The 18,985-nt window shown below is 68.8% G+C and carries 21 protein-coding genes; 20 read left to right on the top strand and 1 reads right to left on the bottom strand.

Going from position 1 to position 18,985, the window contains the following annotated elements; translation table 11 throughout:
• Positions 1-148 precede the first annotated feature (148 nt).
• The 8 genes from DMC64_RS41735 to DMC64_RS41700 all read left to right on the top strand — a co-directional run bounded on the left by DMC64_RS41735 (position 149) and on the right by DMC64_RS41700 (position 6,413).
• Positions 149-430, top strand: a complete 282-nt coding sequence (locus tag DMC64_RS41735; protein WP_040133649.1) for a hypothetical protein — start codon at positions 149-151, stop codon at positions 428-430.
• Between the two features lie 3 nt (positions 431-433).
• On the top strand, positions 434-682 hold the full coding sequence (locus DMC64_RS41730; RefSeq protein ID WP_125738062.1) for a hypothetical protein: 249 nt from the start codon (positions 434-436) through the stop codon (positions 680-682).
• Between the two features lie 348 nt (positions 683-1,030).
• Positions 1,031-2,032, top strand: a complete 1,002-nt coding sequence (locus tag DMC64_RS41725; RefSeq protein WP_125738060.1) for a hypothetical protein — start codon at positions 1,031-1,033, stop codon at positions 2,030-2,032.
• Positions 2,029-2,409, top strand: coding sequence for a hypothetical protein (locus DMC64_RS41720; RefSeq protein ID WP_040133646.1), 381 nt, complete (start codon positions 2,029-2,031; stop codon positions 2,407-2,409). The genes DMC64_RS41725 and DMC64_RS41720 overlap by 4 nt, the downstream gene beginning before the upstream one ends.
• Positions 2,410-2,507: 98 nt before the next feature.
• Positions 2,508-2,711, top strand: coding sequence for a hypothetical protein (locus DMC64_RS41715; protein ID WP_125738058.1), 204 nt, complete (start codon positions 2,508-2,510; stop codon positions 2,709-2,711).
• Complete coding sequence (locus tag DMC64_RS41710; RefSeq protein ID WP_125738056.1) at positions 2,701-4,434, top strand: hypothetical protein; 1,734 nt, start codon at positions 2,701-2,703, stop codon at positions 4,432-4,434. The genes DMC64_RS41715 and DMC64_RS41710 overlap by 11 nt, the downstream gene beginning before the upstream one ends.
• A 142-nt stretch (positions 4,435-4,576) precedes the next feature.
• On the top strand, positions 4,577-5,947 hold the full coding sequence (locus DMC64_RS41705; protein ID WP_125738054.1) for a hypothetical protein: 1,371 nt from the start codon (positions 4,577-4,579) through the stop codon (positions 5,945-5,947).
• An 82-nt stretch (positions 5,948-6,029) separates the two neighbouring features.
• Positions 6,030-6,413, top strand: a complete 384-nt coding sequence (locus DMC64_RS41700; protein ID WP_125738052.1) for a hypothetical protein — start codon at positions 6,030-6,032, stop codon at positions 6,411-6,413.
• A 5-nt stretch (positions 6,414-6,418) separates the two neighbouring features.
• On the opposite strand, the gene DMC64_RS41695 is transcribed toward DMC64_RS41700, so the two are convergent.
• The gene (locus DMC64_RS41695; protein ID WP_125685098.1) at positions 6,419-6,619 is read right to left on the bottom strand and encodes a hypothetical protein; all 201 of its coding nucleotides are present in this window, start codon (positions 6,617-6,619) and stop codon (positions 6,419-6,421) included.
• A gap of 193 nt (positions 6,620-6,812) precedes the next feature.
• Between DMC64_RS41695 and DMC64_RS41690 the strand changes: the two genes are divergently transcribed.
• The 12 genes from DMC64_RS41690 to DMC64_RS41640 all read left to right on the top strand — a co-directional run bounded on the left by DMC64_RS41690 (position 6,813) and on the right by DMC64_RS41640 (position 18,973).
• Entirely contained in the window at positions 6,813-7,490 is a 678-nt protein-coding gene (locus DMC64_RS41690; protein ID WP_125738051.1) for a hypothetical protein, read from the top strand.
• Positions 7,491-7,494: 4 nt separating this feature from the next.
• Positions 7,495-8,016, top strand: a complete 522-nt coding sequence (locus DMC64_RS41685) for an NUMOD3 domain-containing DNA-binding protein (RefSeq protein WP_125738049.1) — start codon at positions 7,495-7,497, stop codon at positions 8,014-8,016.
• A gap of 42 nt (positions 8,017-8,058) precedes the next feature.
• The gene (locus DMC64_RS41680) at positions 8,059-8,295 is read left to right on the top strand and encodes a hypothetical protein (RefSeq protein WP_125738047.1); all 237 of its coding nucleotides are present in this window, start codon (positions 8,059-8,061) and stop codon (positions 8,293-8,295) included.
• A 2-nt stretch (positions 8,296-8,297) separates the two neighbouring features.
• A complete protein-coding gene (locus DMC64_RS41675; protein ID WP_125738046.1) occupies positions 8,298-8,795 on the top strand; it encodes a hypothetical protein in 498 nt (165 codons plus the stop codon).
• A gap of 32 nt (positions 8,796-8,827) precedes the next feature.
• Positions 8,828-9,127 carry a hypothetical protein gene (locus DMC64_RS41670; RefSeq protein WP_125738044.1) on the top strand — a complete coding sequence of 100 codons (300 nt, stop codon included), beginning with the start codon at positions 8,828-8,830 and terminating at the stop codon, positions 9,125-9,127.
• Positions 9,128-9,130: 3 nt separating this feature from the next.
• Complete coding sequence (locus DMC64_RS41665; protein WP_040133637.1) at positions 9,131-10,282, top strand: phage tail tube protein; 1,152 nt, start codon at positions 9,131-9,133, stop codon at positions 10,280-10,282.
• Positions 10,283-10,357: 75 nt separating this feature from the next.
• Positions 10,358-10,732, top strand: a complete 375-nt coding sequence (locus tag DMC64_RS41660) for a hypothetical protein (protein WP_125738042.1) — start codon at positions 10,358-10,360, stop codon at positions 10,730-10,732.
• A 92-nt stretch (positions 10,733-10,824) separates the two neighbouring features.
• Positions 10,825-11,001 (top strand): hypothetical protein, encoded by a 177-nt coding sequence (locus DMC64_RS42850; protein ID WP_158634324.1) that lies wholly within the window; start codon positions 10,825-10,827, stop codon positions 10,999-11,001.
• Positions 10,991-11,467, top strand: a complete 477-nt coding sequence (locus tag DMC64_RS41655; RefSeq protein WP_040133635.1) for a hypothetical protein — start codon at positions 10,991-10,993, stop codon at positions 11,465-11,467. The genes DMC64_RS42850 and DMC64_RS41655 overlap by 11 nt, the downstream gene beginning before the upstream one ends.
• 43 nt (positions 11,468-11,510) lie before the next feature.
• On the top strand, positions 11,511-14,525 hold the full coding sequence (locus DMC64_RS41650) for a phage tail tape measure protein (protein ID WP_125738040.1): 3,015 nt from the start codon (positions 11,511-11,513) through the stop codon (positions 14,523-14,525).
• A 22-nt stretch (positions 14,526-14,547) separates the two neighbouring features.
• Entirely contained in the window at positions 14,548-15,171 is a 624-nt protein-coding gene (locus DMC64_RS41645) for a hypothetical protein (protein WP_125738038.1), read from the top strand.
• Between the two features lie 43 nt (positions 15,172-15,214).
• Complete coding sequence (locus DMC64_RS41640; RefSeq protein WP_125738037.1) at positions 15,215-18,973, top strand: LamG-like jellyroll fold domain-containing protein; 3,759 nt, start codon at positions 15,215-15,217, stop codon at positions 18,971-18,973.
• Positions 18,974-18,985: the final 12 nt, after the last annotated feature.

Genomic DNA, 18,985 nt, shown 5'->3' with positions numbered 1-18,985 from the left:
AGGCGCGCCGCGTCCGCGGCCCCATGCCGCCCTGGAGAGCCCCCGTGGCGCTCCCAGGCCGGCACTTTCCCGGCCACCTCGACCGCGCGCACGTGCCGTGTGCGGCGAGGTGGCCGGGCCAAGCTCACCGACCCCTCTGGAGGTGCCCGTGCCCGCCGCGCTCGCGCAGATCGTCCACTACGTCGCCCAGTGGGGCGACGACCCCGCGCACTGCCTCGCGGCGGTCACCACCCTCGTGCCGAACGACCCGCCGCCCGACGACGACGCGACGGCTGTGTCCCTCGCCGTGTTCACTCCCCGTGGTCACTTCTTCGTGGACGAGATCCCGATGGATGAGGGCGAGCCAGCGGCCGAAGGCCACCCTCGGCCGCTGCTGTGCACGCGTCTCGATCACGAGCCGGGGACGTGGCACGTACCCGTGGAGGGCTGACCGGTGCCGCGCCGCAGGGCTGCGATCCGGAAGCGCGACGGCCAGTGGACCGTCGAGATCCCTGGCTACGGTTTCGCCTCCGACATCGACCTGCCGGTGGAGAGTCAGGCCGCCGGGTTGCGGCTGCTGCGCGACCGCGGCTATCCCCAGACGGCGGGGATCGGCGGGTCCGCACGGGACCAGTACGGGGCCAGCCGGTCAGACGGGATCTCCGCGATTCCCCGCTGGGAACCGTTCCGCTATCGGTTCTGAACACGTCCCCGGGCGCCATCACTCCCCGATTTCTCCCCAGTCCCGCCGATAGTCGCCTCGGCGGCGGTTGTCCCCGCCTGAACACGTCGGGGAACGGGGAAACCGCAGGTCAGATCAGTTGCCGTTCACTCGCCCCCGACGCGGGGAACGCGGGGAAACCCCCGCTTGGCGAGTCCCCGCCACGTCCCCGCGCACCCCTCGGGCCCACCCGTTCCCCGTTTACTCCCCTCTTCACTCCCCTCTTCACTCGCCGTCCCCGCACGACCGGACAACGAGGGCGCTGGCGGCTTGAGGTCCCCGGCGCGGGGAGCCGCGTCCCCGATCGACGACGTCCCCGGGGAGGTGTCCGTGTCCGAGTTCGCCAATGCCGCCCGGCTCGCGTACGTCTCCGGGTGGGCTGCCACGAACGGCCCATTCACCGACCAGGTACGGGCCGGGTGCGCGGCCGCCGTGGCGCTCGCGTGCGAGCACGACACGGAGCCAGGGGTACTGGAGGCGACCGTCCGGCTCGGCGAACTGGAAGGCATCTGGGCCGAGGTGTACGCGCGGCGGGACGCGCTCGTCGACGAGCGGACACGTCTCGCCGCCGCCGCATGGACGTCACTCACCGTTACAGCGGACGTCGCTGGATCGGTGGCGACGTTCCGACGTCGGCTCGCCCTGGCGTCCGAGGCGACCGACCCCGAGACCCGGGATCGGCATCGTGCCGAGGCGGCCGCGGCCGCGCTCCTACTGCTGTCCGGGATCGTCCGGGATCGGCACGATCCGAAGTTCGTGGCGCTCGCGACGCTCGTCACCGATGCCCTCCGCGCGGCTTGGGCCGAGGGCTACGCGGGTGCGCTCGCGCTCGCTGCGCACCAAGCCGGGCACGGCCCGGTCGACGTCGCCGCCGTGTTCGCCGATGCCTACACCGACCACCCCGGAGATCCGGCTCTCGCCGCCGCGGTGATCACCGCGTTGATCCGCGCGGCCGCTGGCGACGTAGCCGCAGTCCTGGCCCGGCTCGCCGACGACGGCGCCGACTACGACGAGATGGTCCGCTCCGTGTGGGACCTGCTCGACGACGACGAGCTGCGCGCGCTCACGGTCGGCATGGACGTCGCGATGGGCGCCGAGTTCGCGCACGCCGGCCTCTCCCTCTACCGGGAGCACGGTGCCCGGTACGTGGACTTCGTGACGGTGGGCGGCGCGCTGGTGTGCGGGCACTGCATGGACGCCGAGTCCGCCAGTCCGCATCCGATCGGTGGCGCCCCGACGCCACCGCTGCACCCGTACTGCCGGTGCGTCCTGATTCCCACGTCGCCGCTGACGCTCGACGTCTTCCCCTACCTGCTCGGAGGGTCTCGATGAACTACCTGCCCCATGGGCGCCTTGTCTGGTCGCGGGCCTCGTCCGGCATCAGCTCGACGCTCACCGCGACGACCACCTCGAAGGAGTTCAGCCTCCGCGAGTTCACCGACCTCTGGCTGTCGGTTTCCGTCGACTCGGTCGCCGGGGACGCCCCGACGTTGGACGTGTCCCTAGAGATCAAGGGTGCCGGGGACAAGTGGTTCCCCGCCGGGCTCGCCGCCCCCCAGTTGACCGCTGCGGGGACGGCGCAGGCGGCGGGGGGACTGCACCACGCGACCAAGCCGCTGGTGCTCCCCGAGCGGGGACGACTGGTCTTCACCGTCGGCGGCACCACCCCCAACCTGCAAGGTGTCGCTGTCGCCCTTTATGGCCGGTGACCTGCATGTCCCCCTCTTATTCCCCGGCTCCCCGGTCGTCCCCGGCGCGTTCCCCGTCCCCGGTCCAGTCCTCGTCTTCCCCGCGACGGCCGGGTCGGATGCGTCCCCGTCCCCGGCCTACCGACGACGGGGACGACGTCCTCGCCGACGCCGACGTCGAGGAATTCATGGAGCTGCTTCTGCTCGCGCTCGACTCCCCGGAGGTCCGGGTAAAGCTGCGCGAGGTCTTCCCCGCGGCCGCCGCGCCGATCCGGGCAGCGACGCCCCCAGCTCGAGGAGGAGGTGCCCGCCGTGGCCGCTAGCACGCTCGCCATCGCGACCGGTGTCGCGATCAAGCCGGGGGTGTCCCGGAACCGCAGGCTGTACACGCGGGAGCTGATCGCGCGGATGGTCGCGCGGGCGCAGGAGCGCCTGTCGGATCCGGACGGGATGCCGCTGACGATGCTGACCCACCACGACGCGGAGGACGATTCCACGGAGATCGTGGGGCGCCTGGTCGAGCTGTCGATGGACAAGACCGGCGCCGTGCACTTCGTCGCCGAGATGGCCACCACGGGCACCGCCCGCGACATTCTCAACCTCATCGAGCCGGACGCCGAGGGACGCCAGTTCCTGCGCGGCGTCTCGATCCGAGGGTTCTGGCTCGGCCCGGTCCGCACCGAGTCCGGGCCGGACGGCGGGCCCGTCGAGGTCGGCGACGACCTGGAGCTGGACGGCTTGGACTTCACGAAGAGCCCCGGCGTGCCGGGTGCGCGCGTCGACGCCGTGCAGCGCACCGAACCGGCCGAGGCCGGCGCCACCGAGTCCGCTGGCCGCACCGTCATCCACGAGTCCGTGCAGGAAGCGCTGGTGGACACCACCCCGATCAAGGAGGAAAGCCCCGTGACCCCAGCGTCCGAACCCGCGGCCGCCGAGCAGCCGCGCGTCACCTACGCCGACAACGGCTACACCGGCCGAGGCCAGCGGTATCCGCTCGGCACGGCCGCCGAGACGGTGAACGCCTGGTACGCGTTCACCCAGGAGTCGGTCACCGCCGAGTACACCCCGCCGCAGCTCAAGCGGGCCCGGCAGCGGATCGCGCGGGCTCTGGAAACCCATGGCCTGACCGCGACGGCCGGAGTGCTGGCCGGTCCGGTCCGCGCGGTGAACGAGTCCAGCGTGCTGGAGATGTTTGACGACGACTCTGGCGCGTTCAAGGTCGAGCTGACGAACGGCCCGATCTGCGTGTGCGTGTCGTCCTGGTACCTCGAAGCCGACCAGCTGCCCGCGATCGGGAAGGCCGCGATGGATGGCGCGATCTCCGCGCTCCTGGCGATCGACCCGGACCTCAACGGTGGCGGGGGCGGCGGGGAGCCGACCGAAGCGGCCACCGAGGACCCCGCAGTGATCGAGGCCGAGCAGACCACCCCCGACCCCGAACCGGCTGCGCCCGCGGCCGACATCCACGACGAGACGGTGACCGCCCCGGTGGCCGTCGCCGACACACCAGGAGAGGAGCCCGCGATGACGGAGCCCACGACCCCGGCGGCCGACACCCAGGCGGCGGCCGCGCCCAGCATCACCCTGACCGGCGACCAGTTCGATGCCCTGCTGGCCCGGATCGGCGGCGCGAAGCCCGCCGAAGCAGCGGCGGCACCGGCCACCGAAGCGGCACCCGAAGCTCCGGCGGCCGCGACCGAGACCGCTCCCCCGGCGGCGCCTGCGACCCCGGCCGCCCCGGTGGCCGCGCAGGAGACCGACGAACAGCGCATCGCCCGCCTGGTGCAGGACGGCATCACCGCCGCTTTGCAGGGCCACGCCGCAGCCGGCGGATTGCCCACCCGGAAGGGGCTGGTGCCGGGCGCCACGGAAAGCGCGGCTGCCGCAGGTGCCGCGAACTTCGTCGGCGCCGACTACGGCCTCCCGGCGGAGTGGCCGCAGAAGCCGCTGCACACCTACACCGAGGAGGAGCGCGCGAAGTACCTGCGCCCCTCCACCGAGCAGACGATCATGGGCGCCCGCTCGATCTACCGGCAGCCGCAGTAACCGCTCCCTCTGTCTCGGCTTCATCCCCTCGTCTTGACCGCCAGCCCCGGCTGGTGCCGTCCGGCAGTGATGGTCGCCCATCCCCCAAGCCCGCCACGCCCCTGTGGCGGGCTTCTTCATGCCTGAGAAAAGGACCATCGCCGTGAACGGCAACGAATTGAAGGAAGCCCTTGGCGCGGCCGGTGTCGGCGCGCTCATCCCGAAAATCATCGACCCGCAGCTGCTGGAGTACCAGCGTCGCTACTCGCCGCTGGTCCGCTCGATCCCCAGCGGTCGGTGGGACTCGGACGTCTACTACTTCAACCGCCGCACCCGGAATCCTCGCGGCGGCCACGTGCAGGACGGCGGCGCGCGACCGCTGACCGCCAGCACCTACGAGCAGTACGCGTTCCAGATGACCCACCTCCAGACGGTCGGTGGCGTCACTGGCTACGCCCAGGCGGTCACCCGCCAGGTGATCGGCGACCTGCGCGCCCGAGAGATCGAGGGTTCGATCCAGGGTCTCTACTGGGACATGGAGACCTCGGTCCTGTGGGGCAACGCGGCCGCGACCGTGAACGGCGCCTACCCGCAGTTCGACGGCCTGGACTCCCTGGTCGGCAACTTCTCCGGTGCCGAGCAGAACGCCCAGGACAAGGGCGGCGCGTCGCTGTCGCTCGCGCACCTCGACGAGCTCGCGGACATGGTCGAGACCAACGCCGCGATGAGCGTGTTCGACTCGCAGTGGATGTTCGTCATGAGCAACACGGCGCAGTCCCGCATGTCGCAGCTGCTCCAGGCTCAGCAGCGGTTCGAGGGCCCCATCGAGGTCGCGGCCGGTCTGATCGTGCCGTCCTACCGGGGCATCCCGATCGTGAAGTCCTCGTTCCTGTCGACGCGGACGTACACGATGGGCACGGTCACGCAGGCGAGCGCGTCGACCGGCGGCACGCTGGCGGCGGGCACCTACAACTACCGCATCTCCGCGGTCATGGAGCGCCAGGGCGAGATCGCCGCGTCGGCGGCGGTCACCACCGCGGCGCTCACCGGCGCCACGAACACGGTCACGCTGTCCTTCGCGGTGCCGGGCGGCCTGGAGGGCGCGCAGCCGCTCCTCTACAAGGTGTACCGCTCCACCAGCCCGGGAACCGAAACCCTGCTCGGCGTCGTGGACGCCGTCGTCGGGTTCGCGGCGGACGGCAAGACGCCGATCATGGCCACGTCCATCGTGGACAACGGCGCCACGCTGATCCCGAAGGCCGGCGCCACCGCTCCGGCGCAGCCGTCCCCGGTGTACGTCGGCGGCAACGTGAACCGGTTCCCGCCCGCCACCGGCAACGAGTCGATCTACCTCGTGTCGCGCGACCGCGAGAACCTGTACCGCCCGTACGTGCGGGAGCTGGAACCGCTGGACGTCTTCCCGACGACGGACAGCCCCGACACCCTGCCGTACGCGATCGTCGCCGACACGACGCTGGCGCTGCGCGCGCCGAAGTACCTCGGCGTGATCAACCGGGTCAACACCCAGCTCTGACGCGGCATCCGGGGCGCGGCCGTCCACTGTGGCAGCCGCGCCCCGCTCCCCCATACCCCTCTTCTGTCGTGATTGGACGGTCATGGTTTTGATCCGAAAGGACCGTGCGGGCAGTGACTCGTACGGCCACACGTGGGGCGAGGACGGCGCGGTCGTCGACGTCGCCCCCGAGCACGCCGCCGACCTGCTGGAGATCCCGGACGGCGGTTTCCACGAGGCCGAGCCCGTCGACGAGCCGGAGCCGGTGACCACCGGCCTGGTCGACCTCGAAGCGCTCGCCGCGCAGGTCGCCGCCGAGAAGGCCGCCGCCGCGGTGACGCCGGACGTCGAGCCGGAGGCGGATCTCGCCGGACTCGCTGCCCGTGAGGAGGCCAGCACGCCGGAACTCTCCGAACCCGAGGCCGAGCCTGTGGTGGCACCGAAGGCTCGCGGACGTGGCAGCAGGCGACCCGCCTCGACCGACTAGCGCGCTCACGGGAACCAGCCCCGGAGCTCACGAACGACGTCCGGGTTTCCCTGGGAGACGGCCAGCACGCCGAGCAGCAGAACGCCCGCGATCACGAAAAGCCTGAGCAGCTTCTCGCGCCGAACGATCGCAGCCACTCCGGCTGCGACGACGACGCCAACGAAGGCACCGACAGCGGCCACCTCTGCCCATTCGAGAGGTGTCATGCGAGCCACCTGACCTGCGTAAACCAGAGTCTCACGACAGGGACTTTGATCATGGTCGGCCTTTCTGGGCACAAAAAAAAGCAGGCGACCCGTCGTCACCTGCTCCTTCTGTTATTGGGGCGAGGCCCCTCCGAATTAACCCCCCAACACCACATTCACTCATTTGGCCTAGCGGGCTGGGAAGGGGGTTCCTGTGGCCAGCGAAGATGCACCAACACCGCTCTGCACAGCAGAGCAGCTACAGGAAGGCGCGTTCGCGGACCTGGTGCACGGGTTCTCCCCCGCGGCGATCACGGACATGCTCGCCGAGGCGACTCGCGCGTGCGAAACCGAGGTCGGTCGCCGGCTGGCGCCGTTCACCGGGCTCGTCGAGACGCACCGGCTCGCGGGTGTGGACCCGGACGAGTTTTCGGGGTCGGCAGGGATCCCGCTGGATCTGGCCGGGCAGTTGGGCCGGTCGTGGGCGACGTCGCTGAACTCGGGATCGGATCAGGTGCGGCACATCTGGTTGCACCAGTGTGCGCCGCACTACCCGGAGTTCTGGTCCTATTCGGACCTGTCGATCGCGGTCACCCGCTCCTACGGCGGCGGGCAGGATCTCGTGGGCGGCGGGTTCGAGGGGCCGGACGTCGACACCGGGCACGTGTGGTTCCGACTCGGGACGTGGCTGCCGATCGGGTCGTACGCGACGGTGCGGTACTCCGGCGGGTACACGACCGTGCCGTCTGACCTGCGGCGGGCGTGCAAGTACATGGCGGCCGCGATCGCGTGCCGGGAGCTGGCGCCGCTGCAAACGACGCATGGGCATGACCCGGATGCGTTGGAGGCGCTGGCGGTGTCGTGGCTGAGCCCGTACCAGCGCGGCGACTGATCCGATGGCCAGGACGTACCACCTGACCCCGGCGGGCCGGGCGAAGCTCGCGGAGGCCGCGCGGCAGCGGAACCGCGCGCGGAAAGGCAAGTCGCACAAGGGTCATCCGCTGTCGGCGGAGACGAAGGCGAAGATCTCGGCCGCGCTCAAGGCGTACTGGGAGAGGAAGCGGCGCACGGCCGGTGCGAAGCCGAAGCGACCGCGCGACCCGAACGCGCGCGCCCGATCACGAAACGCTCGCGGCCGCCACGACGGCACCGCGACCAGGCGTCGGCGTCCGGCGCGGCACGGTGCGGTGTCGCACGCCGGGAAACGTCACGGCACGAGACGGGTGAAGCGGGGCAGCCACCACGCCCAGCAGTACCGGCTGATCTCGGCGCGCTCCTACCGGAAACGGACCCGTGTGGTCATCAAACACCGGATGCGCCGTACCCGGATCGTCGTCCGCCGTCGCGTTCCGCACCACCGCGTGTGGAAGCCACCGAAGAAGACCCGGCACAAGAAGCGCCGTGGTCGCAAGACCTGACGGCCCTGCTCAGGGCCGCTCCCCTGACTTCGTGAGGTGAACATGGAAAGACTGGAAGGCCGCCACGCGGCCGTCGTCGATATCGCCAGGTACTTCGAGTACGAGCACCTGCCCAACCGGCTCCGGGCGGTGAGCAAGGCCGTGCACGACCTCGCGCAGGACATGATCGACCACCTGCCCGACTGTCCGATGCTGACGCGCGGCCTCGGCTCCCTGCTGTCCGCCAAGGACTCCTTCGTGCGGGCCGCGCTCGACGCCCCGGCGGCGGACGGCGATTAGCCGTGCCGGGCATCAGCGACGCCATCAAACGCGAAGCGGCGTGGCTGACCTCCTCCGGTGACGGGCTGCCCGCGCTTCTCCAGGCCGACGGCGGCCCGTTCAAGGTGGTGCAGGCACGGATGCCCCGGACCCCGCCGACACGGGCCGCCGGCCTGTACCTGCTGCCCGGCAACTACACCGATGACCGGTGGGCGAACCAGCGGAAGCTGGCCACGTACTCGTTCCGGGCGGCGATCTACTGGCCGCTCGGCACCACCACGGTCACCGCGAATATTGCGGAGCTCGAGCAAGACGCGCTCGATGACGCGATCGGCCTGGTCGTCGAGCGGGTCCGCGGCCTGCTCGGCGACCACACCCACGGCGGGCGGTTCCTCGCCGTCGCCGAAGCGCCCGCGCGCACGGAGATCACCGTGCACTACATGCCGGTCGAGAACACCGCCGTCGACGGCCTGCTCCGCGCTGACGTGATGTGGCAGGCGCAGGACGAGGCGTTCATCTGACCCCGTTTCCCTTGTCCTGCTTGGAGTTTCGCGTGCGACAGATCAACAACACCCTGTGGCCGGTCACGGTGCCAGGCGTCCCGGCCGAGGTCGGCCCCGGCGAGACCATCGACTGGCCGGACCCGATCACCGGGCTCACGCCGCTCGACCCGCCGCCCGAGGTCGTGCCCGTGCCGAACACACCGGCCGACCCGGCGACGCTCCCCCAGCCCACCACCCCGCCGCCCGGCAAGCAGACCCCGAGCCGGGTGTCCGCGGCCGCGCGCAAGAAGTCCTCCGTCGCCGAGGCCCCGACGTCCGGCGACGAGGACGAATCGACCGTGAAGGAGTAGCCGATGACCCAGCTGTCCAGGCTCACCAAACTGGGCATCGCTCCCGAAGTGACGCCCGGTACGTACGTCGTCCCGTCGTACTCGATTCCGTTCACCAAGGCGGACTTCGACGACGTGATCGGGTCCATTAAGGACGAGTCCTACCGGTACAACGACTCGGAACTCCAGGGCATGTATCAGGGGCCGGTGCACGCCACATGGTCGCTGGACGTCATGGCCTACCCCGATCTCGTCGGGCTGTTCCTGGCCGGGATCGTCGGGCCGGACGTCGTCACGCCCGGTGTCTCGACGACGCTGGCGGCCGCGGCCGCGGCTGGCGCGACGTCGATCCAGACCGCGGTGTCGATTCCCGCAGGGTCGACGATCATGCTCGACACCGGGCAGAACATCGAGTACGCGGTCACCGGGGCAGCGACCGGCACAGGCCCGTACGAGATCCCGATCGTGACGCCGGTAGGCGGGCTCAGCAAGAGCCACCTGATCAACGCGGCCGTCGTCGGCCAGACGACGCACACGTTCAAGCAGAACCCTTTCGTGCCACGGCGTTCGTACGCGATCACCCTCGACGACACGACCGGGAATCCGCAGGGCTACACGTACGCGACGCTCTCGGATTTCGGGTTGAAGATCGACCCGAAGAACGCCGTCACCATGTCGGTCAAGCTCACGTCGATGCCCGCGACGAGCCAGGCGACGTTCGCCCCGGCCTTCAACGGGCAGCCTCCGCTGCTGGGCTGGCAGTGGGCGATGGCGAACGCCGGTTCGGCGTCGACGCGCGGCCTGTCGTTGGACTACACGATCAAGCGGTCGGTCGACCCGATCCAGTCGAGCGACGGCACGCAGGGCCCGCGCGAGATCTTCCAGGGCCCGTTGTCGGTGGATGGCTCGTACAAGGCCATCTTCGAGAACCAGCTGGACTACGACCTGTACCGCAACAACGTGCAGCTGCCCGCGACGGCGACGCTGACGCAGCCGATCACGGCGGGCGGTACGTCGCTGGCGATCACGACGTCGAAGACCGGGTTCGAGAAGGCGAGCCGCGATATCGGCGGGAACTACGTGCAGGCGTCGTACAGCATCAGCGGCATCTACAACGGCGTCGACGGCGGCTCGCTCGCCGTCGTCCTGAAGAACTTCCACCCCGGCGTCTACTGACGCCGCCGCGCGGCCGGGCATCGTTCCGGCCGCGCCTTTCCCCTGTCCTGCAACACCTTTCCTGAGGAGTCCCTTGTGGCCGGATACGCCAACCGCGTGATCACCACCCACTTCCCCGAGCTCGCCGAGGACGGCGAGGACATTTTCGTCGTCTTCCGGAACCCGAAGACGCAGACCATGTCCAAGCTGGAGGCCGACGCGGTCGCGCTCGGCCCGGACGGCGCCCCCGACCGGGCGCAGGCCACCGCCGCGGTGAACGCCTTGATGGCGCGCCTGATCATCGGCGGTCGTCTCTACGACGCCCGTGTGGACGGCATCGACGAGGCGGGCAACCCGCTCGACCAGCCGCTGCTGACGTTCCCGCTCACCCCGGAGTCGGCCGCCGGCCTGCCGCTGGAAGTGATCTCCGCGATCACCGACAACGTGAAGAGCGCCCAAAACCCTCAGTAGAGCCCGGGAGCCCGTACCTCGAAGATCTCCTTTGGCCTGCCGAGGCGATCTATGAGGGCACGTGGTCTTCCGGGCCTCCCCCGCCGGAGTTCGTGGACTTCGAGCTGATGCGCTACATGGGCTGGTCCTGGCCCGAGTTGGACGCGACGCCGGAGTACGTGCGGCGGTACTGCTGGGACCTGATGCAGGCCCGGCTTTCCGCCGAGCAGGCCGAGCACGACAAGGTCATGGCCGAGCACGAGAGGGAGAGGGCGGCTCATGGAGCGTGAGTTGGCGCCCGGCCTGCTGTCGGCGACGTTCGCGCGGATCAGCGCGGAGACGGGTTTGCGGACCCGGACGGCGCTGGTGCCGATCGCGGACCTGATCGTGAAGCAGGCGCGGATCAACGCCAGCGTGGGGAAACACCCGTACGGCACCAAAACCCCGGCGTGGCCGGGCACCGGTCCGGCGCAGATCTCCGGCACCTTGTACCGCTCGATCGTCCGGACGGCGGTCCTGCCGTCCGGTCTCGGCTGGGAGGTCAAGGTCGGGATCGCGGCCGGGCAGTACCCGTCGTACGGCTCGCGTCGTTCGAAGACGCCGTCGTCGAAGTACGGCATGTACCTGGAAACCGGGCTGCGCAACGGCGCGAAGTACCCGTTCCTCGAACCGGCGTTCCTGTGGGTCGTGAACGGTCCGGCGCGCTGGATCTACGACGAAATGTATGGCGCGACCGGCTGGCTGCGCCTCGGCTGACCCGCTCCACCCCCATCAGATCACGACGTGAAGGGGGTGGGTTGTGGCGCAGGAAGTCGCTGATCTCTACATCCGGCTCCGCTCGAACGCCGCCGAGCTGCTCCCCCAGTTCCAGGCCGCCGGCCTGGCCGGGGAGTCGATGGCCGCGAAGATCACCGCCTCGGCGGCCACGATCATCCGGGAGAACCAGAAGCTCCTGCTGTCGATGGGCGCGATGACGACCAAGGCCGATGAAATGGCTCTGTCGTACGGGATCGCGTACCAGCGGATGGCGGCGCAGACGATCGCGGCCACCACGCAGATGGAGGCGGCGAACGCTCGCGCGGCGGCGTCGACGGCGGCGATGGCCGCGAAGATCGACGCGGCGGCCGCGGCTTCGGCCGCGACGACGGTCGGGAAGGTCGAGCAGTTGAAGAAGGCCGCGCTGGCGATCGGCGCGGTCGGGGTCGGCGCGGCCGCGGTGACTGTGAAGATGGCGGGCGACTTCGAGGCGTCGACCGTCCGGCTGGTCACCTCGGCCGGTGAAACCGCGGACAACCTGGAGATGGTCCGGCGCGGGATTCTCGACATGGCCGGGTCGGTCGGGTATTCGGCCGAAGAGCTGTCGAAAGCCATGTACACCATCGGTTCCGGTGGCCAGCACGGCGCGGACGGGCTCAAGGTGCTGCGCGCGGCCGCCGAGGGCGCGAAAGCGGAGAACGCGGAGCTGCACACGGTCGCCGACGCGGTGACGTCGGTCCTGGTGGACTACCACCTCAAGGCCGACGACGCCGCGATGGTGACCTCGAAGTTGGTCGCGGCGACGTCGGTGGGTAAGTCCACCTTCCAAGAGCTGACGGGCGCGATGGCGGCGGTGCTGCCGGTCGCGTCGGCCGCGCACGTGTCGCTGGACGACATTCTCGGCTCGCTCGCCTCGATGACCGTGCACGGCATGTCCGCCCGACAGTCGGCCCAGAACTTGACCGACGTCATCCGGCACATGCAGTCACCAACTTCGGTGCAGGCAAAGGAACTCGCGATCCTCGGGATCAACAGCCAGGACCTCGCCGGGAGCCTTGGCGAACGGGGCCTGTCCGGCACGCTCCAGATGATCGCGAACCGGATCCGGGACTCGATGGGCCCGGAGTCGACGCGGGTGATCCTCAACCTTCAGACCGCGCTCCGCGGTCTTCCGCCGGAGGTACAGAAGCTCGGCCAGGCCGTGCTCAACGGATCGATCACGGCGAAACAGTTCATCCAGGACACCAAAGCGCTCGACCCGATCTCGGCGTCACAGGCCCGATCCTTCGCGACGCTGGCTTCGTCCATGCACCAGCTCGGCACCGGCCAGACGACCGGCGCGCAGGTCATGCAGTCCTACGGGCAGGCGCTCGCAAAAGCCACCGGTGACGCGACCGGCCTGAACGTCGCGTTGATGCTGACCGGCGAGAACGCCGATATCACCAACCGCTCGGTGAAGACCGTGGCGGACGCGACGGTGGAGGCCGGCGGGCACGTGCTTGGCTGGAGCCACATCCAGCACACGTTCAATCAGAAGGTCTCCGAGGCGAAGTCCGGCCTTGGCGCGCTCGCGATCTCCGTGGGCACCGAGCTGCTGCCGGTGTTCTCGAAGATCGCCGGGGTGGTCGCCGACGTGACCGGCTGGCTCTCGCGGAACGAGACCGCGGCGAAGATCCTCGCGGTCGTCATCGGCGTCATCCTCGTCGTCGCGTTTTCGGCGCTGCTCGCGGTGTTCTGGGGCTTCGCCGCCAACCCGGTCACCTGGATCATCGCCGGGATCATCGTGGTGGTCTTGCTCCTGGCCGCCGGGATCTACCTGCTGATCAGCAACTGGGACTCGATCGCGTCGTTCTTCGTCGACCTGTGGAACACCGTGAAGAACGCCTTCTCCACGGCCATCGACTGGGTGATCAACTTGGTCTCCGGCTGGATCGATTGGATCAAGGCGTCGCCCGGCAAGATCCTCGACGGCCTCTCCAAGCTCGGAACGATGCTCGGAAATTTGATTTCTCGGGCCTGGAATTTTGCCGTGGACGCGACGAAGCGCGGAATTCAGATAACGATAGATTGGGTCAAGGATTTACCGCGCAAAATCGGATTCGCGCTCGGTTTTTTGGCCGGACTTCTCACGCGAACTGCGGTTCGCGCTTGGGAGGCTTTCACAAACGGAACAAAAATCGCTTTTGAAGCGACCGTGCGTTTCCTCAAGGAATTGCCGGGGAAGATCCTCGGCTTCCTGTCGGATGCACACAACTGGCTGGTGCAGAAAGGCCGCGACCTGCTGATCGGCATGGGACGCGGGATCATCAACGCCTACGAAGCCGTGAAAACGTGGTTCGTCGAACTGCCCGGCAAGATCAAACAGTTCTTCTCCGACGCCTGGAACTGGCTCGTGCAGAAGGGCGCCGAAATGCTGATCGGCCTCCGCAACGGCGTCACGAACTCCTACGAAGGCGTGAAGCGCTGGTTCTCCGAACTGCCGGGCCGGATCGGCGACTTCTTCTCCGGCGCCGGACGCTGGCTCCTGGACGCCGGACGGTGGATCGTCGAAGGCCTCTGGAACGGCATCACCGGTGCGGCCAGCTGGCTCTGGGGCAAGATCAACGACTTCGCCAGGGGGATCGTCGACGGCTTCATGGCCGCGATGGGCATCAACTCGCCGTCACGGGTCATGGCCGAGCTCGGCGCCTACCTCGCGCAGGGTCTCGCGGTCGGTATCGACGACCACGCCGACCAGGCCGTCAACGCCGCCACCTCAATGGCGCGGCGGGTGACCGACGCGTCGTCGGTCGCGGTGAACCTCTCGACCGGCGTCTCCGGGAGACCGACGACGAACAACGGAGGGCAGGCCGGCGCCGCGGCGACGGCCACCAGCGGGGGAGGGCTCGCCCCGGTCGTGCCGATCGGCGGCGGTGGCTCCACGCAGATCGTGAACGTCTCCCTGAACGTCGCCGGGTCGGTGCTCACCGAGAACGACCTGCAAAAACTCGTCCAGAAGATCGTGATCCGGTTCGCCGGGCGCAACAACGGGCCGGGCTTCACCCCGGCATTCAGCTGATCGACCAGAAGGGGGCCTTGTTGTGGCCAAGTTCTACCGGCAGGCGCTCGCGCTGGCCGCACAAGCGAAATGGAACTGGGTGACCGACAACGTCGTCGCCACCCTGCACGGCACCGGCTACACGCCGAACCTCGACACCGACGCCTACGTGTCGGCACTGGCGGGGGAGCTGCCCACCGCCTCCGGCTACACGGTGGGCGGGGTCGCGCTCACCGGCAAGGCGGTGTCGTACATCGCGGCGAACAGCTGGGCCACCGCGTGGGCCGGGGCGACGGCGTACGCGGCCGAGTTCACTGTGCGCCCGGCCCCGGGCAACGGGTTCCTGTACCGGTGTGTGTCGGGCGGGACGTCGGGCGCTTCGGCGCCGACCTGGCCGACCGTCGTGGGCGGCACGGTCACGGACGGCTCGGTGGTGTGGGAATGCGTCGGTTCCGGCGCCACCCAGTTCACCGCCAGCAATCCGGCGTGGGCCTCGGCGACGTTCACCGGTGCCCGCTACCTGGTGCTGTCCGACCGGACCCCGGCGGCCGCGAACGCGCAGCCGTTGCTCGGGATCCACGACTTCGGCAGCAATCAGTCCGGCCAGGGCGGCACGTTCACCGATCAGTGGTCGCCGCAGGGAACGCTGCTGATCTACCACCCGTAGTCGTCGACGACCGCGGGTCTTCGGGCCAGGGGAGGGGGCGGCCGTGTCGTTCGCGTTCGTCAAGTCGTTGGGCACCAACGGTTCGAGCAGCACGGTCACCACCGGACTGTCCATTACGGTCCCTGCCGGTGGTGTCCCTGCCGGGGACCTGCTGGTCCTGCGGTTCGCATCCTTCAACTACCGGGCGGGGTCCACGCCGCCGACCGTGACGGACTCGCGCGGGAACACCTGGCAGCAGGACTTCGCGCGCACGTCCAGTAGTGACGGCATGAACATCGTGTACTCGGCGGTCATCGCCACGGCGCTGCTGGCCGGTGACCTGATCTCGGTGGGGTTCACCGCGAACAACGCGAACTACGCGCTGGCGGTGGACCAGTTCTCCGGGGCGGCGCCGTCCGGGTGGCGTTGGATGGTCGACCCGACCGGCACGAAGGCGGTCACGACGACGCCGACGAACTCGCTGGCGCCGACCTCGCCGTATCCGACGTACACGCTGGTCCTCGGTGTTCTGTTCGTGCCGCTGCCCAGCACGGACGCCTACACCGAGGACGGCAACCAGGCCGGCGGGGACTCGTGGCACACCCTGCCGGGAGCGTTCAGCCCGGCAGGGTCGACAACGCAGGCGGTGCGCGCCTCCTACAAGATCCCCGCCTTGGGATCGACCGGCGCTCTGCAGAGCTGGTCTCCGACGCTCGGCACTGCGAAAACCGCGTTGGAGACCCTGGTGATCTACCAGGGTCGGCTGGTGCCGGTCACCGTGGCCGACGTCGCCGAGGCTGCGCGCACCGGCAATCCGCGCGAAGCCACCGCGATCGGGGTATCGCTGGCCACCGACGTGCCAGCCGCGTCCCGCGCGGGGGCGCCGGAGAGCAAGCTCGCCGGGACCGCGCCGGAGCCGATCACGCTCCTCGACGTGCCGTTCGCCTCGCAAGCCGGGGCGCCGGAAGACATGGTCGCAATCGACGTCCCGCTGGGGATCGATGTTCCTGCGGCCGCGCGCTCCGGCGCCCCGGCCGACGAGGTCGCCATCGGCGTCACCGTCGATGACGTCCCGTTCCCCGGCCGGGCTGGCTCCCCTGTAGACGGACCGGTCCTCATCGGCGTGACGGTGCACGACACCGTCTGCCCGGCCCGCTCCGGAGCACCGGGCGCCGCGCTGGCCATCGGGGTCACGCTGTTCACCGACCGGCCGACCGGAGCTCGAGGAGGAGCGCCTGCCGCTGCGATCGGGAACACGGTCACCAACGACGCCCCCGCCGCCTCCCGGGCGGGCGCGCCGACGTCGACGCTGGGCGGCGCGGGGCTTTTCCCTGTCGCGCCAAGCAGTCTGACGGGGGATATCCCGAACCCGAACCGGCCGCTGCTGATCCCGTATGCCGACTTCACTGTGGGGCCGCCGAAGACGGTCGGCTTCGAGACACGCAGTTCGTTGAACTCCCAGGCGCGCCGAACGGTGGCACGGAAGATCTCAATCCAACGTGGACGCCAGTACGAGCTTGACCAGGTGCAGGCCGGTACGGCGACCTTTGAGATCACCGACCCGCTTGAAAACCTGAACCCGGTGAACACCGCCAGCCCGCTGAACCAGGGCGGGCGGCAGATCAAGCCGTACCGGGCGATGCGGGTGACGGCGTTGTGGCCCAACACCGGAAACATGATCAACAAGTCGCTGATCGGTGATGCCGCTGATGCGTCCTTCGAGACTGGTTTCGGCAAGTTCGTACCGAGCGGCGCCGGAACGACTCAGGCAACGTCGACCACGCAGTTCTGGACCGGGACCAGGTCGATGCAGGTCACGCAGACGACAGCGGGACGCGGCTTTGGCGTAAATCTCCCGATCGTCGTTGGGCCCGACCTCCTCATGGTGATGTCCGCGTATGTGAAACCCACGTCTGGCACGACGGTGCAGCTGCGGATCATCGACGCCGCGGGGATCGAGCACAACTCGAACGTGGCCACAGCCCAGGACACGTGGACGCGTGTCTTCGTGTCGTGGCGTGCGGTCGACATGGTCGAGAAGGTGGAGATCTTCGGCAGCGGGGGAGCGCCGACGCGGTACTACGTCGATGCGGTGCAGTTGGAGTTCGGGCTCAACCCGACGCTCTTCACTACCGAAGGGCCTGAGGCGTACCGGCTCTACTCGGGGTACATCGAGCGATACCCGCTGCACTACGACATGCACGGCACCCGTGGAATCCGCCCGCTCACCGCGGTTGACGCGCTCGCGATCCTGTCGCGAACCGAGATTGCCGAGAGCTACCAGGCGACGATCTCGGCGGACGGTCCGAACCTGATCGCGCCACTCAATGACGCAAGCGGTCCCCAACGAATCCAGCGGCCGACAGGCGGAGCGCCTATGGCGGGTTACACCCAGTTGGGCAGCAACAGCGCCTCGGTGAACTGGGGAGGAGATTCGTTCCTCGACGGCACTCCGGCACTGTCGATTACGCAACAGAACACCACCCCTCCGGTGAAGGCCGATATCAAACAGGTGACGTATGTCGGAACGCGTGGCGGTTCGATATCCATGAATCCGCGCGCATTCACCTATGAAGGCTGGTTTCGCTTCCTCGACGGGTGCATATATTTCGGCCTGGGCTCAATGAAGCGAGGCGAAAGAACGGATACCGTAGATACTGTTTACGGGCCACAATACGGAATAACAATGTTCACAACAGGCGGCCGATTGGGTGCACGCTTCAACGACCCAAACGGCGGAGAAGGCCCGCTGTGGATAGTGGAAACCCCAAATTACAGCGCTTTTCCGGACGACGATTGGCATTACTTCGCCATAGTTTTCTCTAATGGAAACTGGTCGCTGTATATCGACGCCGTACCCTGCTGGACGAACTCACCACTGGGCTTTACTCCCTCGGCCTCGGTTCAGCTGGACAACATGTTCTTCGATGTGACCACCGTCAACGGCGACCCGGTGTCGACGGCGTCCTTCGCGAACTTCGCCACCTACCCGTACGCGCTATCCGCCGCGCAGGTGACAACGCACTACCAACGCGGCTCCGGATATAACGACGAGAGATGCGGAGACCGGGTCGGTCGTCTGCTAACGAAGTACTGGGCAGGGCCGTGGAAGCTGGCGTTTGGCCGGATGCGGCTCGCGGCGGACACCGACTACACCAGGCGAATGCTGCTGGATGTGCTCCAGGAGATCCAGGAGTCCGAGCGTGGCCTGTTGTACGCCGACCAGGGTGGCCTCGTCGTCTTCGACGATCGGGACTCCCGATATCGGGGTGAGCAGCAGATCCCCGCGGTCGTGTTCGGCGAAGACACCGCAGCGGGGGAGATCCCATACGAGGACTACGAAGGCGACGTCGACCCGACGTACGTCTTCTCTCAGGCCAACTTGACGAGGCCGGGAAACAACGAGTTCCCGCCGATGGTGAACGCGGCCGCGAAGGCGGACTACGGGCAGCGGATCCTCAGCCACAACGTGCAGGCGACGAACGACTTCGACCTCAGCCAGGCCGGGACGTTCTACCTCGCCCGCTACGGGCGGGCGAAGCTGCGCGTCGAAAAGCTGGCGCTCAACCCCGTCGCCTACCCAGCGGCGTGGGGGCCGCTGCTTTCGCTCGAGCTCGGACGCCGGGTCACGATCCGTCGCCGATCGGGCCAGCTGGTGATGAGCGGGGACTACTACGTCGAGCAGATCAACCACGCCATCGACGCGGACGCCGGGACGTGGCGGATCGAGCTGCAATGCAGCCCGGTGTTCGTTCCCTCGGCGTGGGTCTTGGGGGATCCGCAGTACGGAGTCCTCGGCTCGACGACGACACCGATCTACTGATCAATCTGGGCC

The organism is Amycolatopsis sp. WAC 04197 (genome assembly GCF_003947475.1).
GTDB classification, from domain to species: domain Bacteria; phylum Actinomycetota; class Actinomycetes; order Mycobacteriales; family Pseudonocardiaceae; genus Amycolatopsis; species Amycolatopsis japonica.
Note: the sequence above shows the minus strand (reverse complement) of the source record. Positions and strands in the feature narration are given on the sequence as shown.

What these genes read in the sequence shown, in the direction of transcription:
- DMC64_RS41720 (WP_040133646.1), top strand. Translation starts at nt 2,029, where the DNA reads ATGAACTACCTGCCCCATGGGCGCCTTGTCTGGTCGCGGGCCTCGTCC.
- DMC64_RS41715 (WP_125738058.1), top strand. Translation starts at nt 2,508, where the DNA reads ATGCGTCCCCGTCCCCGGCCTACCGACGACGGGGACGACGTCCTCGCC.
- DMC64_RS41700 (WP_125738052.1), top strand. Translation starts at nt 6,030, where the DNA reads ATGGTTTTGATCCGAAAGGACCGTGCGGGCAGTGACTCGTACGGCCAC.
- DMC64_RS41695 (WP_125685098.1), bottom strand. Translation starts at nt 6,619, where the DNA reads ATGACACCTCTCGAATGGGCAGAGGTGGCCGCTGTCGGTGCCTTCGTT.
- DMC64_RS41685 (WP_125738049.1), top strand. Translation starts at nt 7,495, where the DNA reads ATGGCCAGGACGTACCACCTGACCCCGGCGGGCCGGGCGAAGCTCGCG.
- DMC64_RS41680 (WP_125738047.1), top strand. Translation starts at nt 8,059, where the DNA reads ATGGAAAGACTGGAAGGCCGCCACGCGGCCGTCGTCGATATCGCCAGG.
- DMC64_RS41665 (WP_040133637.1), top strand. Translation starts at nt 9,131, where the DNA reads ATGACCCAGCTGTCCAGGCTCACCAAACTGGGCATCGCTCCCGAAGTG.
- DMC64_RS41655 (WP_040133635.1), top strand. Translation starts at nt 10,991, where the DNA reads ATGGAGCGTGAGTTGGCGCCCGGCCTGCTGTCGGCGACGTTCGCGCGG.